The 13790-nt window shown below is 67.6% G+C and carries 15 protein-coding genes; 5 read left to right on the forward strand and 10 right to left on the reverse strand.

All coding sequences use genetic code 11. The features are described from left to right. Positions 1 to 3: 3 nt before the first annotated feature. The 7 genes from ACIPVN_RS01845 to ACIPVN_RS01875 form a co-directional block, all read right to left on the reverse strand. The gene (locus ACIPVN_RS01845; RefSeq protein ID WP_400438686.1) at positions 4 to 585 is read right to left on the reverse strand and encodes a hypothetical protein; all 582 of its coding nucleotides are present in this window, start codon (positions 583 to 585) and stop codon (positions 4 to 6) included. Beyond that, entirely contained in the window at positions 582 to 1259 is a 678-nt protein-coding gene (locus ACIPVN_RS01850; protein WP_400438689.1) for a TetR/AcrR family transcriptional regulator, read from the reverse strand. The genes ACIPVN_RS01845 and ACIPVN_RS01850 overlap by 4 nt, the downstream gene beginning before the upstream one ends. Before the next feature lie 53 nt (positions 1260 to 1312). Further along, complete coding sequence (locus ACIPVN_RS01855) at positions 1313 to 2008, reverse strand: SPFH domain-containing protein (protein ID WP_400438692.1); 696 nt, start codon at positions 2006 to 2008, stop codon at positions 1313 to 1315. A gap of 185 nt (positions 2009 to 2193) precedes the next feature. Continuing rightward, positions 2194 to 4353 carry a 3-hydroxyacyl-CoA dehydrogenase NAD-binding domain-containing protein gene (locus tag ACIPVN_RS01860; protein ID WP_400438694.1) on the reverse strand — a complete coding sequence of 720 codons (2160 nt, stop codon included), beginning with the start codon at positions 4351 to 4353 and terminating at the stop codon, positions 2194 to 2196. An 8-nt stretch (positions 4354 to 4361) separates the two neighbouring features. Continuing rightward, entirely contained in the window at positions 4362 to 5567 is a 1206-nt protein-coding gene (locus ACIPVN_RS01865; RefSeq protein ID WP_247622379.1) for a thiolase family protein, read from the reverse strand. A gap of 73 nt (positions 5568 to 5640) precedes the next feature. Beyond that, entirely contained in the window at positions 5641 to 6834 is a 1194-nt protein-coding gene (locus ACIPVN_RS01870) for an HRDC domain-containing protein (RefSeq protein ID WP_400438697.1), read from the reverse strand. Continuing rightward, positions 6827 to 7408: a DUF3000 family protein gene (locus ACIPVN_RS01875; RefSeq protein WP_400438700.1), complete on the reverse strand. Its 582-nt coding sequence runs from the start codon at positions 7406 to 7408 to the stop codon at positions 6827 to 6829. The genes ACIPVN_RS01870 and ACIPVN_RS01875 overlap by 8 nt, the downstream gene beginning before the upstream one ends. 25 nt (positions 7409 to 7433) lie before the next feature. Here ACIPVN_RS01875 and ACIPVN_RS01880 point away from each other — a divergent pair, with 25 nt between their 5' ends. After that, positions 7434 to 8588, forward strand: coding sequence for an alpha/beta hydrolase family protein (locus ACIPVN_RS01880; protein WP_400438703.1), 1155 nt, complete (start codon positions 7434 to 7436; stop codon positions 8586 to 8588). On the opposite strand, the gene ACIPVN_RS01885 is transcribed toward ACIPVN_RS01880, so the two are convergent. Both ACIPVN_RS01885 and ACIPVN_RS01890 read right to left on the reverse strand, forming a co-directional pair. Beyond that, the gene (locus tag ACIPVN_RS01885; protein ID WP_400438708.1) at positions 8572 to 9003 is read right to left on the reverse strand and encodes a SufE family protein; all 432 of its coding nucleotides are present in this window, start codon (positions 9001 to 9003) and stop codon (positions 8572 to 8574) included. The genes ACIPVN_RS01880 and ACIPVN_RS01885 overlap by 17 nt on opposite strands. 19 nt (positions 9004 to 9022) lie before the next feature. Beyond that, positions 9023 to 9916 (reverse strand): sulfurtransferase, encoded by an 894-nt coding sequence (locus tag ACIPVN_RS01890; RefSeq protein WP_400438711.1) that lies wholly within the window; start codon positions 9914 to 9916, stop codon positions 9023 to 9025. 130 nt (positions 9917 to 10046) lie between these two features. Here ACIPVN_RS01890 and zapE point away from each other — a divergent pair, with 130 nt between their 5' ends. The 4 genes from zapE to ACIPVN_RS01910 all read left to right on the forward strand — a co-directional run bounded on the left by zapE (position 10047) and on the right by ACIPVN_RS01910 (position 13493). Continuing rightward, complete coding sequence (gene zapE, locus ACIPVN_RS01895) at positions 10047 to 11090, forward strand: cell division protein ZapE (RefSeq protein ID WP_400438714.1); 1044 nt, start codon at positions 10047 to 10049, stop codon at positions 11088 to 11090. Positions 11091 to 11204: 114 nt separating this feature from the next. Then, positions 11205 to 12443, forward strand: coding sequence for an ammonium transporter (locus tag ACIPVN_RS01900; RefSeq protein WP_400438717.1), 1239 nt, complete (start codon positions 11205 to 11207; stop codon positions 12441 to 12443). A gap of 31 nt (positions 12444 to 12474) precedes the next feature. After that, positions 12475 to 13029 carry a type II toxin-antitoxin system PemK/MazF family toxin gene (locus ACIPVN_RS01905; protein ID WP_400438720.1) on the forward strand — a complete coding sequence of 185 codons (555 nt, stop codon included), beginning with the start codon at positions 12475 to 12477 and terminating at the stop codon, positions 13027 to 13029. Positions 13030 to 13109: 80 nt separating this feature from the next. Next, positions 13110 to 13493 (forward strand): SPW repeat protein, encoded by a 384-nt coding sequence (locus tag ACIPVN_RS01910; protein ID WP_400438723.1) that lies wholly within the window; start codon positions 13110 to 13112, stop codon positions 13491 to 13493. A 66-nt stretch (positions 13494 to 13559) separates the two neighbouring features. Here ACIPVN_RS01910 and ACIPVN_RS01915 read toward each other — a convergent pair whose 3' ends face one another. Continuing rightward, the gene (locus tag ACIPVN_RS01915; protein WP_400438726.1) at positions 13560 to 13766 is read right to left on the reverse strand and encodes a hypothetical protein; all 207 of its coding nucleotides are present in this window, start codon (positions 13764 to 13766) and stop codon (positions 13560 to 13562) included. Positions 13767 to 13790 lie beyond the last annotated feature (24 nt).

The raw sequence follows: 13790 nt of genomic DNA on the forward strand, positions 1-13790 counted from the left end.
GCGTCAGTTCGTCGCGCGGTCCTCGGCGACCGCATCGCGATCGCGCTGCGGCCGACGCGGTGGCGTCGTTCCCGCGTCCTCGCGCAATGCTCGGCGCGCCGTCCACCACCACCCGAACGGGAGTGCCACGGCGGCTGCCAGTGCGGGGTAGGCGATGACTGCGCCGCCCGGGAGGAACTCCATCACCCCGAACGGGCGGCCGCTCGTGACAACCGCGAGGTACAGGAATCCGACGAAGATGCCGAGGAACGAGTACACCGCCAGATGAGCGGTGAAGGAGCGCACCGTTCGCAGCGATCGTGCGATGGCGCGGACGAGCAGCAGACCGAAGGACATCACTACTCCGGAGGCGATAGCGGCCAGGAGGAGGACGAAGAGCACCAGCATGATGAACGGGCCGACGCCGCCCAGGTCGAGTCGTCCACTGCTGAGTGCGGTACCGAGTCCGAGCACCACGAGCCCTGCGGCGAGCAGAGCCAAGAAGGTCCCCCAGGCAATGAGCGCGCCGCGCAGCATTTCGTCCGGGGTGAAGGCCATCGGCTGGTCGACGGTGCGCAACGCGCGGGGCAGGGGGAACTCGGTCATGACCGCACCTCGGTGATGAGCCGCAGCATTTCGCGTGCTCCGGCGTGCACTCCGGGAAGCCGGAGGAACGGGATCGCCAGCGCGAAGAGGCGGAGACCCGCGTCGAGCAGGCGGGACGTCGCCATCCGGTCGGTCGATTCGTCGTACGTCCAGCGCAGCACCAGGGCGAGGTGCATCACGAAGAGTGCGCGCGGGAGGAGGGCGGTGATATCCGCCGGAAGACGGTGCGTCGCGCCGTCCACGGCATCCCGGAACAGGGCGATCGTCAGGTCACGCGCGGGTGAAGACTCGGCGGAGAGGGGGTTCAACGGGGAGTCGGGCGCGATCATCGCGCTGAGAAACCCCGGGGCGATGCGGTGGTACGGCGTCAGCGTCGTCAGCCCCGTCTCGAAGACGATGCGCAGTCGATCGACGAGTCCGTCGGTCTGCGCAAGCAGCGTGCGTGCAGAGGCGGCGTGATCGATCTGGACACGTTCGTAGAGCTCCTGCACGAGATGGTTCTTGGACGGGAAATAGTAGTACGCGTTGCCCACCGAAACTCCGGCCTCTGCGGCGATCGTGCGCATGGTCGTGTCCGCGTAGCCGTTCGCGACGAACGACGAGATTGCTGCTGCGCTGATGCGTGCGCGCGTGCGAGCGCTCTTGGACGGAGCGGGGGAGCTAATTTCGAACATGTTCAAAAGTATACGCCGATAGAGTCGGTTCGGTTCGGTCCGGTTCGAGCAGGTCAGTTCAGTGCGTGCAGCGCGGCCACCGCCTGCGCGTCGCGATCGGTGTCACGGAGCGCCGTAGACAGCAGATAGCCGTCGGTGAGCGCATCGCCGGTGACCATGACGCGGACGAGTTCGACTCCGCAGGAACGCCGCACGTCTTCGGCACTCGCGGCGATGACTCGGGTGTTGATCTCGTCGTTGTGGGGGAGTTCCGCACCGTCGAAGCCGCGGATCACATCGCGGAGAGCGGCGCCGACGATGTTCGACGCCCGCTCCGTCACGTTCATGACGTCGAGCTCGAACACGCGGAGATCACGGCCGGAGGGGATCGGTCGCCACTCGAACGACGCATGGACACGATGTTGATGCCCCTCCGCCCCCGTCATCTCGCGCGCGGGGAGGTCGGTCGCGCGACAACGCACGTCGACGAGTTTGTACCAGAAGAACAGCGGGAACGCGCCGTGCGATCCGGGGTGCAGCACGACCACCTCGCCGACAGCCCCGCCGCGGCTGCTCGCACGCCGCTGAGGGCGGTTCCGGATGATGGGCTTTCCGTTGCGGGTGCGAATCGCCGCCCAGCCTTCATCCACCGTGACGATGAAGATCTTCAGGAGCGCCGGCACGACCAGCACGATCGTGAGAATCGCGGTTCCGGTCTTGAGGAGACCCGAGAGTCCCTTCCCGCCCAGCATCGAGAGGAGCATGTCCATGCACCCACTGTGCCTCCTCCATCGCGCGAGGGGCGCTCGTCCGAGCCGTTCGGAGCGGCTGTTCACGCCGTGTTCCGCGCTCGTTCGTCGGGCCGCCTTCCGCCGGAAACGGTTGACGGTGGTCATGCTCCACCGGACGACGGAGGGGGCCGTGCACAGTGCACGACCCCCTCCGCTGCGCGTGATCAGCGGTTCTCGACGCCCCGGATCTGCGGCGTGTGGAACGACCCTCCGAAGGCGCGATCCGACGCGCCCTCGCGGTCGAGGTACGGCGACGCGCCACCGTCGATGAACGGCCAGCCCGCGCCGAGGATCAGACAGAGATCGATGTCCTCCACCTCCGGGACGACACCTTCGTCCAGCATCCGCTTGATCTCGTCGGCCAGTCCGTCCTGCACACGCCGCAGGATCGTCGCGGCCGATGCGGGAGCTGCACCCACGGCGGGCTTCAGCAGTTTCTCGGCCTGCTTCGTCCAGCCGGTGACGCGGCCGCCCTTGTCCTTCTCGACGATCGCGTCCAGCTCGGCCAGGGCGTGGAAGTTCTCGTTCGCGTAGAAACGCTCGGGGAACGCCGTCGCCATGGTGTCCTGGACGTGCGCTGCGACCTTCCAGCCGACGAGGTCGATCAACTGGAACGGCCCCATCGGCAGACCGAGCGGACCGAATGCCTTTTCGACGTCGACGATCGGAGTGCCCTCGTACACGGCGCGAGCCGCTTCACCCATGACTTTCGCCAGCAGGCGGTTCACGACGAATCCGGGAGCGTCGGCGGTGAGCACCGCGTTCTTGCCGAGGTTGCGCGCGACGACGAAGGCCGTCGACAGCGCGGCATCCGACGTGCTCGGCGTCTTCACGATCTCGATCAGCGGCATGACCGCGACCGGGTTGAAGAAGTGGAAGCCGACGAGACGTTCGGGGTGTTCCAGCTTCTGGCCGATCTCCGCGACCGACAGCGACGAGGTGTTCGTCGCCAGGATCGCATCCTCGGCGATGATCTTCTCGATCTCACCGAACACCTGCTGCTTGACGCCGACCTCTTCGAACACGGCCTCGATCACGAAGTCGCAGTCCGCGTAGAGGCTCTTGTCGGTGGTACCGGTGACCAGCGCTCGTAGCTTGTTGGCGGAGTCGGCGTCGAGGCGGCCCTTGGTCTCGAGCTTGCCGATCTCCTCGTGGATGTACGCCACGCCCTTGTCGACGCGCGCCTGATCCAGGTCGGTGATGAGCACCGGCACCTGGAGTTTGCGCACGAACAGCAGGGCGAACTGGCTGGCCATGAGACCGGCGCCGATGATGCCGACCTTGGTGACCTTCTTCGCGAGCTGCTTGTCCGGAGCACCCACGGGGCGCTTCGCACGCTTCTGCACGAGGTCGAACGCATACATGGATGCCGCGAACTGGTCGCCCGTGACGAGATCGGCGAGTGCCTCGTCCTCACGGGCGAACCCCTCGGCCTTGGTGCCGCTCTTGGCCCTGTCGAGCAGGTCGAGCGCCGCATAGGGCGACCTCGGCACGGTGCCGATCTTGGATTCGAGCATGCCGCGCGCCATCTTGATGGCGATCGGCCACTTGGTGAGCCGCTCGAGCTTGCCGGGCTCGTTCCTGCGCTCTACCTTCTTACCGCCGAGCACCGCGTCGGCCCAGGCCAGCGAGTTCTCGAGGTAGTTCGCCGCGGGGAAGATCGCGTCGAAGATGCCGAGATCGAACGCCTGCTGAGGCTTGAGCATCCGGTTCTGCTTGAGCGGGTTCGAGATGACGACCTCGAGCGCGTTCTCGATACCGATCAGGTTCGGCAGCAGGTAGGCGCCACCCCAACCGGGGATGATGCCGAGGAAGACCTCGGGCAGCGCGATCGCAGCGGCAGAGGAGTCGACCGTGCGGTAGGTCGAGTTCAACGCGATCTCGAGTCCGCCTCCCAGCGCGAGACCGTTCACGAACGCGAACGAGGGCACGCCGAGCTCACCGAACTTGCCCAGTACCTTGTGGCCGAGCTGCGCGATGAGCCGTGCGTTGTCGCGCGACCCGACCTTGCCGATGTCGGAGAGGTCCGCGCCCGCGGCCAGGATGTACTGCTTGCCCGTGATGCCGACCGCCTGGATCTCTCCGGCGGCCGCTCGCGCGGCGAGAGCGTCGAGGGTCTCGCCGAGCTGCGTGAGCGTCGCGGGGCCGAGGGTGTTCGGGCGGGTGTGGTCGCGCCCGTTGTCGAGTGTGATGAGCGCGAGGACCTTGCCCGACGCCAGACGGATGTCGCGGACGGCCGATCGCGTGACCACCTCGCCGTCGGTGAGTGCCTGGATCGGCGCGAAGTCGACGTTCGCGTACTGTTCGGAAACCGTGTTCGCCATGCCTGCCATCACTTCCGCTTCTTGCCGTCGTAGTGCGGGTTCTCCCAGATGACCGATCCGCCCTGTCCGAGGCCGACGCACATCGCGGTCAGGCCGTAGCGGACATCGGGGCGCTCGGCGAACTGAGCCGCGAGCTGAATCATCAGACGCACACCGGATGCCGCGAGAGGGTGGCCGAGCGCGATGGCCCCGCCCCACTGGTTGACCCGGGGGTCGTCGTCTGCGATGCCGAAGTGGTCGAGCAGCGAGATGACCTGGATGGCGAACGCCTCGTTGAGCTCGAACAGCCCAATGTCGGAGATCGACAGACCGGCCTTCTTCAGGGCCTTCTCGGTCGACGGGATCGGGCCGATGCCCATGATCTCGGGCTGGACGCCCGCGAACGCGAACGAGACCATGCGCATCTTCGGAGCGAGTCCCAATTCCTTGACCGCGCCGCCACCAGCGAGCAGCGACATCGTCGCGCCGTCGGTGAGGGGCGACGACGTGCCGGCGGTGACCCGACCGTGCGGCCGGAACGGCGTCTTCAGAGCGGCCAGATCCTCCATCGTGGTCTGGGGGCGGCGCCCCTCGTCCTCGGTGGCGAGCCCCCAGGCGCCCTCGGCGTCCTTGATCGCGACCGAGACGAGGTCGGGCTGGATCTTGCCCGCGTCGTAGGCGGCCTGCACCTTGTGCTGGCTGAGCATGCCGAACCGGTCGGAGCGCTCCTTGGTGAGGTGCGGGAAGCGATCGAAGATGCGCTCGGCGGTGACGCCCATGTTGAGCGCTCCGGGGTCGACCATCTTCTCGGCGACGAAACGCGGGTTCGGGTCGGCGTTGCCGCCGATCGGGTGGTGGCCCATGTGCTCCACGCCACCGGCGAGGGCGAGGTCGTACATGCCCACGCCGATCGAGGCGCCCATGGTGGTCACGCTGGTCATCGCTCCCGCGCACATCCGCTCGACCGCGAGGCCGGGAACGGTCTGGGGGAGTCCTGCGAGGATCGCGACGGAGCGACCGAGCGTGAGGCCCTGATCCCCGGTCTGCGAGGTTGCAGCGATCGCGACATCATCGATGCGGTCGGCCGGGACGGCCTGATTCCGCTCCATGAGACCGATGGTCGCCTTCACGGCGAGGTCGTCTGCGCGGGTGTTCCAGTACATGCCCTTTTCGCCGGCGCGCCCGAAGGGGGTGCGCACTCCATCGACGAAGAAGACGTCCGAGATCTCGGCCACTCTGCCTCCAAGTTTGTGCGGTGGCCTCAGTCTAGGGAGGCCCCGAAACGGGGAGGAATCGGTTGGATCGAACCTACGAAGCGGTGGCGGGAGCCTCGTCAGGCTGTTGCGCTGCTTCTACAAATGCTGCGGCAATCTTCTGTGCGGTTTGTTCAACCTGCCAGGAGCGCGCGCCCAGCGCGGTCAGTGCGTCGCCGACGGCTTCCGGGGTGACTCCCGTCGGCGCCCACGCGACGCGACGGAGATACTCGGGCGTCAACAGGTTCTCCGTCGGCATGTGCAGCTCTTCGGCGATGGCCTCGACCACGGGGCGTGCGGCTTTGAGTCGCGCATCCGCGTCGGGATTGCGGTCGGCCCACGCCCGCGGAGGAGGCAGGGCGTCGCTCGGAACCCGTTCGCGCGGCAGCTCCTCGCTCGCCCGGCCGTCGACGATGGCCTGCCACCAGCGGTCGAGCTGTGTGCGGCTCGCGCGCCCCTGGAATTCCTTGATCCCAGCGAGAGCCTGCTTGCTCTGCGGATTCGCCATGACCGCTGCCACCAGAGAACGGTCGGGGATGAGCCGTCCGGGTGAGACATCCTGGTCCTGCGCATATGCCTCGCGCGCCTGCCAGAGAGAGCGTGCCACGGCGAGGTTGCGGGCACCGCGCACCTGATGCAGCCCACTCAGACGCCGCCAGGGATCTTCTCGGGGCGGCTTGGGGGCGCGACTCAGGGTCGCTGCGAACTCCTCGGCCGCGAATGCCGTCTTCTTCTGCTCGTCGAGCTCGAGAGCGAGGGCATCGCGGACGTCCACGAGGTGCAGCACGTCGAGGGCTGCGTACTCGAGCCAGGAATCCGGCAGGGGGCGCGTCGACCAGTCCGCGGCCGAGTGCTCTTTCTTCAGCATGATGCCGAGCGTGTGCTCGACAACCGCGGCGAGACCGACGCGCTCGTGTCCGAGCAGACGCGATGCCAGCTCGGTGTCGAAGATCGTGTGCGGCTCGAGATCGAGTTCACGCAGCGAGGGGAGATCCTGACTCGCAGCATGGAAGACCCACTCGAGATCGCCGATCGCCGCGTTCAGAGGGGTGAGATCGCCGATGGCGGGCGGGTCGAAGAGGAACACACCGGCGTCCCGGCGGAACACCTGCACGAGGTAGGCGCGCTGGGAGTAGCGGAAACCGGAGGCGCGCTCCACATCGACGGCGACCGGACCGGTGCCGTTCGCGAGCACGGCGCAGGCGGCGCGGAACTCCTCGGCATCCGAGATCACGGAATATTCAGTCACGTACAGCCTTTCGCGCGCCGAGAACGGCGATGCCCTCGGAACCGGGCGGAAGACCCGCCAGCATTCCGACCAGTTCGGCCCATGCCTCGACGTGCGGTCGGAACGGGCCCTGCGGAGTCCAGGACGCCCGCAATTCTATCTGTGCGCCGTCGCCTTCGAGGGCGAGGCCTCCGAATCCCCTCGACAGCGTCTTGGTCGAGGTGCCCGACGCCGCGCTGTAGCGGGCCTCCCGGGAATCGAGGGCGTCGACGAGCCACGACCAGGTGACGTCGGCGAGCAGCGGATCGGTGCCGATCTCGGTCTCGAGCGGCGCCTGCGCGAAGATGACGATCCGCCACGATCCGCCCCAGCCCGCAGGCTCCTCCGGATCGTGCAGCAGCACGAAACGACCCGTGCCGTACACGGAGTCGCCGTCGTCGTCGGGGCGGACATCGGCGGCGAGCGCCAGAGCGAACGGCGCGAGGCCCGTCGGGGTCGGAATCTCGCGCACGGTGATGTCATCGCGGAACGCCGTCTCGCGCAGTTCTGCGGCGGCGTTCTCGAAGAGGGTCCCGGCATCGGGGGGTGCGGTCACGGCAACAGGCTAGAGTCAGGAAGCGATGAAGAGTCTCAGGCACGCCGTTGCACTCCTTCTCCCTGTCCTGCTCGCGCTCGGAGCGGCATCCGCGCTGCTCGTGCTGAGCATCGCCCGCCGGGTCGTGATGCCGACGCGGAGCGGACCCAACACGAAGATCCTCTCGGTCGACACGGGAGCGCAGACCATCGAGCTCGGTCGCACGCTCGACACCGAGCTTCCCGGCCGCTACGGGCTCTACACGAGCGGAACGTACGGATACGTCAAGCTGGGTGCCGTGCTCAGCGCCGACAGCACGACCGTGCGGCGCAAGCTCCTCACGCAGATCGAGCCGGGTGCGCGCGTCGACCGTGACGCGGGCTTCAGCGGCTGGTACTACTCCGCCCCGTCGGAGCTGCACCTGCCCTGGAGCAACGTCCTCATCGGGTCGCCCGCCGGACCCTGCCCCGCGTGGTTCTTCCCTGCGGAGTCGACGACCTGGGTCATCCAGGTGCACGGACGAGGAACGACGAGGGCCGAGTGCCTGCGTGCGGTGCCCGTCCTCCATGCCGCGGGGCTGCCGAACCTCGTGGTCTCGTACCGCAACGACGGCGAGGCGCCGCGAAGCCGCGGCGGTTCGTACGCACTGGGAGCCGCGGAATGGCGTGATGTGGACGCGGCGATCGCCTACGCCCTCCGGCATGGAGCTGAGCGGGTCATCCTGATGGGCTGGTCGATGGGGGGTGCCGTCTCGCTGCAGACCGCTGTGAACTCCGGTCACCGCGACCGCATCGCCGGCCTCATCCTCGAGTCCCCGGTGGTCGACTGGCGCACCGTGCTGCGTTATCAGGCACGAGAGGCGGGGCTCCGCGCACCGCTTCCGGCACTCGCGATGGGGGCCCTCTCCCTTCCGGTGACCGCGCGGCTGAGCGGGGCGGAGGAAGCGATCGCGTTCGATCGCCTCGACATGGTCGCGCGCGCCGAGGAGCTCGCCGCCCCCACTCTCATCCTGCACAGCGACGACGACGGCTTCGTGCCCGCCGACGCCTCGCATGCCCTGCGGGAGGCGCGTCCGGACCTCGTCACGATGCCGTTCTTCTCGGGGGCTCGCCACACGAAGATCTGGAACTACGACGAGACCGGCTGGACCGCAGCGATCCGCGACTGGCTCGCGGCGCAGGGCTTCAGCGCTTCTGCCTGACCTGCTTCTTCGCCCGCATCAGCATGCCCGTCATGCCGCCGATGCGCAGGGGGGAGACGGCCTTGGTCAGACCGATCGCCTGCGGGTAGTCCTCGGGGATCGCCAGCACCTCGTCGGGCGTGAGTCCCGTGATGCCCTGTACCAGGATGCTCGCGAACCCCCGAGTCGTCGGCGCCTCCGGCGGTGCGGTGGCGTGCATGACGACGCGTCCGTCGACGATCTCGACGTAGATGTACACGGGGGATTGGCACTCGGCGACGCGTTCGCACATCTCGGGATGGTTCGCGACCTCCTCGGACACAGCCGGGAGCTCGTCGGCGAACTCCAGAAGGAGCAACAGCCGGTCGCCCTCGGGCGTCTCGAGGAAGGCGTCTCGGATCTCGGCGAGGGTTTCAGGAACGTGCGTTTCGCTCATCCCTGTCATTGTCACACGCTCAGAGCGCTCCAGGCTCCGAGCCGGTGACGATCGGAACGCGCACCGCGCTGCCCCACTCGGTCCACGACCCGTCGTAGTTGCGCACGTTCTCGAAGCCGAGGAGGTGCTTGAGGACGAACCACGTGTGGCTGGACCGCTCGCCGATGCGGCAGTAGGCCACGACCTCGTCCCCGTCGGCGAGACCGGCGCCGTCGCGGTAGATGGCATCGAGTTCGGCGCGCGACTTGAACCCGCCGTCCTCCGCGACCGCCTTCGCCCACGGCACGCTCTGCGCGGTGGGGATGTGGCCGGCGCGCAGAGTGCCCTCCTCGGGGTAAGCGGGGGCGGTCGTGCGTTCCCCGCTGTACTCCTCGGGGGAGCGCACGTCGATCAGCGGCTTGCCGATGTGGGAGAGCACGTCCTCCTTGTAGGCGCGAAGGAGCGTGTCGTCGCGCTCGACGATCGGGTACTCGACCGCAGGGCGATCGGTCGCCTCGCGCGTGATCTCCCGGCCCTCGGAGATCCAGCGGTCGCGACCGCCGTCGAGCAGGCGCACGTCCTCGTGGCCGAAGAGCGAGAACACCCACAGCGCATACGCCGCCCACCAGTTGTTCTTGTCGCCGTAGATGACGACCGTGTCGTCGCGGGCGATGCCCTTGCGGCTCAGCAGCTCAGCGAAGCCCTCGCCGTCGACGTAGTCGCGCACGACCGGGTCGTTGAGTTCGGTGTGCCAGTCGACCTTCACCGCGCCGGGGATGTGCCCGGTCTCATACAGGAGCACGTCCTCATCGGACTCGACCACGACCAGCCCCGGCTCTCCCAGGTGCGCGGCGAGCCACTCCGTGGTGACGAGCCTGCCGGGCTCGGAGTACTCGGCGAACTTTGCGGACGACGTGTCGAACTCGACGGTCACGGGTTGCTCCTCGGGGGTGTGCGAGTGAAAGGGGCGGGCGGCGACGGCGTAGTGTTGTTCCGTCGCTTCGACGATAGTTCCCCGCGGTGCCGCAGGCGCCGGATTCGTAAGACTTCGACACAGGAAACGAATGACCGACACGCAGAGCACCACGGGCGTCGTGCGCCTCAGCGACCGCCAGCCGACCGTCACCGGTCCCGAGATGCTCGCGAGCCTGGTGCCGCCGCCGCAGTTCGACGGTGCGACGTTCGACAGCTACCGTGCGGATGAGGCGTATCCCTCCCAAGAGGAGGCGAAGGAGACGCTCCTGCGGTTCGCCGGACGCGGAGCGCCGGTCAAGAAGGCGTCGTTCTTCAGCCGACCCAAGAAGGAGCCGGCGGTCAAGCCCGGCGTCTATCTCGACGGCGGTTTCGGTGTCGGGAAGACGCACCTGCTCGCGTCGATCTATCACGCGATGCCCGCCCGACGGAAGTACTTCGGATCCTTCATCGAGTACACCGCCCTGGTCGGGGCCCTCGGGTACAAGAACACGGTCGACCTGCTGCGCGGCGCCGACCTCCTCTGCATCGACGAGTTCGAGCTCGACGACCCGGGCGACACGATGGTCATGACGCGTCTGCTGGGCGAGCTCGTCACCTCCGGCACGAAGCTGGCGGCCACCTCGAACACCCCTCCCAACGCTCTGGGCGAGGGTCGGTTCGCCGCGCAGGACTTCCTCCGCGAGATCCATCAGATGTCGGACAGCTTCCAGACGATGCGGATCGACGGAGTCGACTTCCGGCAGCGGGCGATCGACGGGCACTCGATCGTGCTCTCCGAGGACGAATACTCCTCGGCGATCGACGCGGCATCCGAATCCGGGCTGGTGTCCGACGACTCGTTCGACGAGGTCGTCGCGCATCTGGCGCGCGTGCACCCCTCTCGGTACATCCGCCTGATCGACGGACTCCGACTCGTCGGGCTGCGCGATGTGCGCGTGCTCACCGATCAGTCCGAGGCGCTCCGATTCGTCGCCTTCGTCGATCGCGTCTACGACGCGCAGATCCCGATCGTCGCGACCGGAGTATCGCTGGACCAGGTGTTCGCCGACGAGATGCTCGGCGGTGGGTACCGCAAGAAGTACCTGCGCGCCATCTCCCGGCTGAATGCACTGACGCATTCCAGCCGCGCGTAACGCGATGGTTACACACCGACGCCGGGTGTAACCGGAGCGAAACACTCCTCGCGTCTTCCCGAAACCGGGCATCGCCACACTGGTGCTCTCAGTTACTCGGATGTGAGGTATTCCATGGATGCTCCCGGCAACATCTCCTGGGCGATCACCGCGACCGCCCTCGTTCTTCTCATGACTCCCGGTGTCGCCTTCTTCTACGGCGGCCTGGTCAAGGCGAAGAGCGTGGTCAGCATGATGATGATGAGCTTCGGCTCCATCGGACTGGTGGCCGTGCTCTGGATCCTGTTCGGCTACTCGATGAGTGCCGTCGACAGCCCCACGCAGTTCGCGGGCAACCCGTTCGCCGACTTCGGTCTCTCGGCTCTGTCCGAGGGCCCCGACGCGAACGTCGCCCTCCTCGGTGTCGCCTACGGCGCGACCTTCGCGATCATCACGGTCGCTCTGATCTCCGGCGCGATCGCCGACCGCGCCAAGTTCGGCTCCTGGCTGATCTTCGCCGGCATCTTCGCCACGGTCGGGTACTTCCCGATCGCCGCGTGGGTCTGGGGCGGCGGTTGGATCATGAACCTCGGCACCACGCTCTTCGGTGAGGACAGCGGCATCGCCGTCATCGACTACGCCGGTGGGACCGCGGTGCACATCAACGCGGGTGCTGCGGCTCTCGCTCTCGCCCTCGTCCTCGGCAAGCGCATCGGCTTCCAGAAGGGCATCCTCAAGCCGCACAACGTGCCGCTGACGCTGCTCGGCGCCGCACTGCTGTGGTTCGGCTGGTTCGGTTTCAACGCCGGTGCGGAATGGCTGTCGGAGGACATGGGCGGTGTCGGGCTCATCGGCATCAACACCCTCGGCGCCACGGCTGCGGCCATCCTCGGGTGGATCGTCATCGAGAAGATCAAGGACGGCAAGCCCACCTCGGTCGGCGCCGCCTCGGGTGCCGTCGCCGGTCTCGTCGCCATCACCCCCGCCTGCGCCAATCTGACTCCGGGCTGGGCTCTGGTCCTCGGACTCGTCGCCGGTGTCGTCTGCGCCCTGGCCGTCGAGCTGAAGTTCCGCCTCGGTTTCGACGACTCGCTCGACGTCGTCGGCATCCACCTCGTCGGTGGCCTCATCGGTACCCTCTACCTCGGCTTCTTCGCCACCGGACAGGGCATGTTCACCGGTGGTGACTGGCGCCTGCTGGCCGTCCAGGCGATCGCCGCCGGCGGCGTGCTGATCTACTCCTTCGTCGTCGCCTTCATCATCGGCTTCGCGATCGAGAAGACGATCGGCTTCCGCGTCACCAGTGAAGACGAGATCGCCGGTGTCGACTCCGTCGTCCACGGCGAGGAGGGCTACGCGCTCACCGACGCCTGATCGAACAGCGCGAGCGACGTAGTGTGAACGTGTGAGTTCATCCAGGAGCATCCTCGTCACGATCGCGCAGGCGCTGCTCGACGCATTGACGCCCCGAACGCCCCGGCCCCGCAAGGAGCCGGGGCGTTCAGCTGCGCGGAAGACGTCGAGTGCGGATGCCGGGCGTTCCCGCGGGAGCCAGACCGTGCGCCTCGATCCCGCGCGCCTCCACGACATCCTCATCTCGTACGCCCCTGATCGTGACGGTGCTCCCGATGCCGGGGAGATCATCTGGACCTGGGTGCCGTACGAGGAGGGCGACGGCCGGGGCAAGGACCGCCCGGTGCTCGTGATCGGCCGGGAGTCGGCGGATCGGGTGTTCGCGGTGAGGATGACCAGCCGTTCGCACGACGGCGATCACGACTACCTGTCGATCGGGTCGGGGGAGTGGGACTCCCAGGGGCGGGAGTCCTGGGTCGACGTCGAGCAGCTCTACAGTGTGCACGATGCCGGCATGCGCCGCGAGACGGCTGTGCTCTCTCAGCCTCGCTTCGATCGTGTCGCGGCCGCGCTGCAGAAGCGCTACGGCTGGCGTGTGACTCGTTAGCGAGCGATCCAATCCGTTTCCATCGGGGCGCCGAACTCCTTGCATGAGCCGCTCCCGCGGTTCCCGCACAAGGAGGCATCATGCGTTTCATCCCCACGAAAGTCCACGGAGTCCTCGACTACCTCGTCGGCATCGCGCTGATCGCGGCACCGTGGCTGTTCGGATTCGCCGCAGTCGGTGGAGCAGCCGTCATCATCCCGATCGTGCTCGGCGTCGGCCTCATCGTCTACAGCCTGTTCACGAAGTACGAATGGGGTCCCTTCGGGTTCATCCCCATGCCCGTGCACCTCGTCTTCGACATCGTCGCGAGCCTGTTCCTCGCCCTGTCGCCGTGGATCTTCGGTTTCTCCGGAGAGGCCCTCAACGTCTGGCTGCCGCACGTCGTCGTCGGCGTGACGGTGATCATCGTCGTGCTGTTCTCGAAGCCGCAGCCCGAGACCACGCCGCGGGCCGCCCGAGCCTGACGTGCACACGGACCGGCGCCCCTCCTGTTCTGAGCAGGAGGGGCGCCTCCGTCGTTCGGCAGCGGATCATTCCTCGGCGAACGGGCCGCCGTCGTCGGTGAGGCCGGTGGCCTCGACCTCGGCGTCATCGAGGCGCTTGTCCTCGGCGGGCGGCAGGTCCTGGAGGAACTCGCGATCCTTGTTCGGGTCGCCGCTGCCGTCGCCCTGCAGCGCATCCTCGCCGCTGACGCCGTCGGGTGCCGAGGGGATCTGCTCGTCTCGTGCATCACTCATGTGCATCTCCTTATCGCTCGCGCG

Source organism: Microbacterium sp. NPDC090003 (genome assembly GCF_044748385.1).
Classification (GTDB): domain Bacteria; phylum Actinomycetota; class Actinomycetes; order Actinomycetales; family Microbacteriaceae; genus Microbacterium.

Excerpts from the sequence above, each read along its gene's own strand:
- ACIPVN_RS01845 (WP_400438686.1), bottom strand. The coding sequence starts at position 585 with ATGACCGAGTTCCCCCTGCCCCGCGCGTTGCGCACCGTCGACCAGCCG.
- ACIPVN_RS01850 (WP_400438689.1), bottom strand. The coding sequence starts at position 1,259 with ATGTTCGAAATTAGCTCCCCCGCTCCGTCCAAGAGCGCTCGCACGCGC.
- ACIPVN_RS01855 (WP_400438692.1), bottom strand. The coding sequence starts at position 2,008 with ATGGACATGCTCCTCTCGATGCTGGGCGGGAAGGGACTCTCGGGTCTC.
- ACIPVN_RS01860 (WP_400438694.1), bottom strand. The coding sequence starts at position 4,353 with ATGGCGAACACGGTTTCCGAACAGTACGCGAACGTCGACTTCGCGCCG.
- ACIPVN_RS01880 (WP_400438703.1), top strand. The coding sequence starts at position 7,434 with ATGAAGAGTCTCAGGCACGCCGTTGCACTCCTTCTCCCTGTCCTGCTC.
- ACIPVN_RS01885 (WP_400438708.1), bottom strand. The coding sequence starts at position 9,003 with ATGAGCGAAACGCACGTTCCTGAAACCCTCGCCGAGATCCGAGACGCC.
- zapE (WP_400438714.1), top strand. The coding sequence starts at position 10,047 with ATGACCGACACGCAGAGCACCACGGGCGTCGTGCGCCTCAGCGACCGC.
- ACIPVN_RS01900 (WP_400438717.1), top strand. The coding sequence starts at position 11,205 with ATGGATGCTCCCGGCAACATCTCCTGGGCGATCACCGCGACCGCCCTC.
- ACIPVN_RS01910 (WP_400438723.1), top strand. The coding sequence starts at position 13,110 with ATGCGTTTCATCCCCACGAAAGTCCACGGAGTCCTCGACTACCTCGTC.
- ACIPVN_RS01915 (WP_400438726.1), bottom strand. The coding sequence starts at position 13,766 with ATGAGTGATGCACGAGACGAGCAGATCCCCTCGGCACCCGACGGCGTC.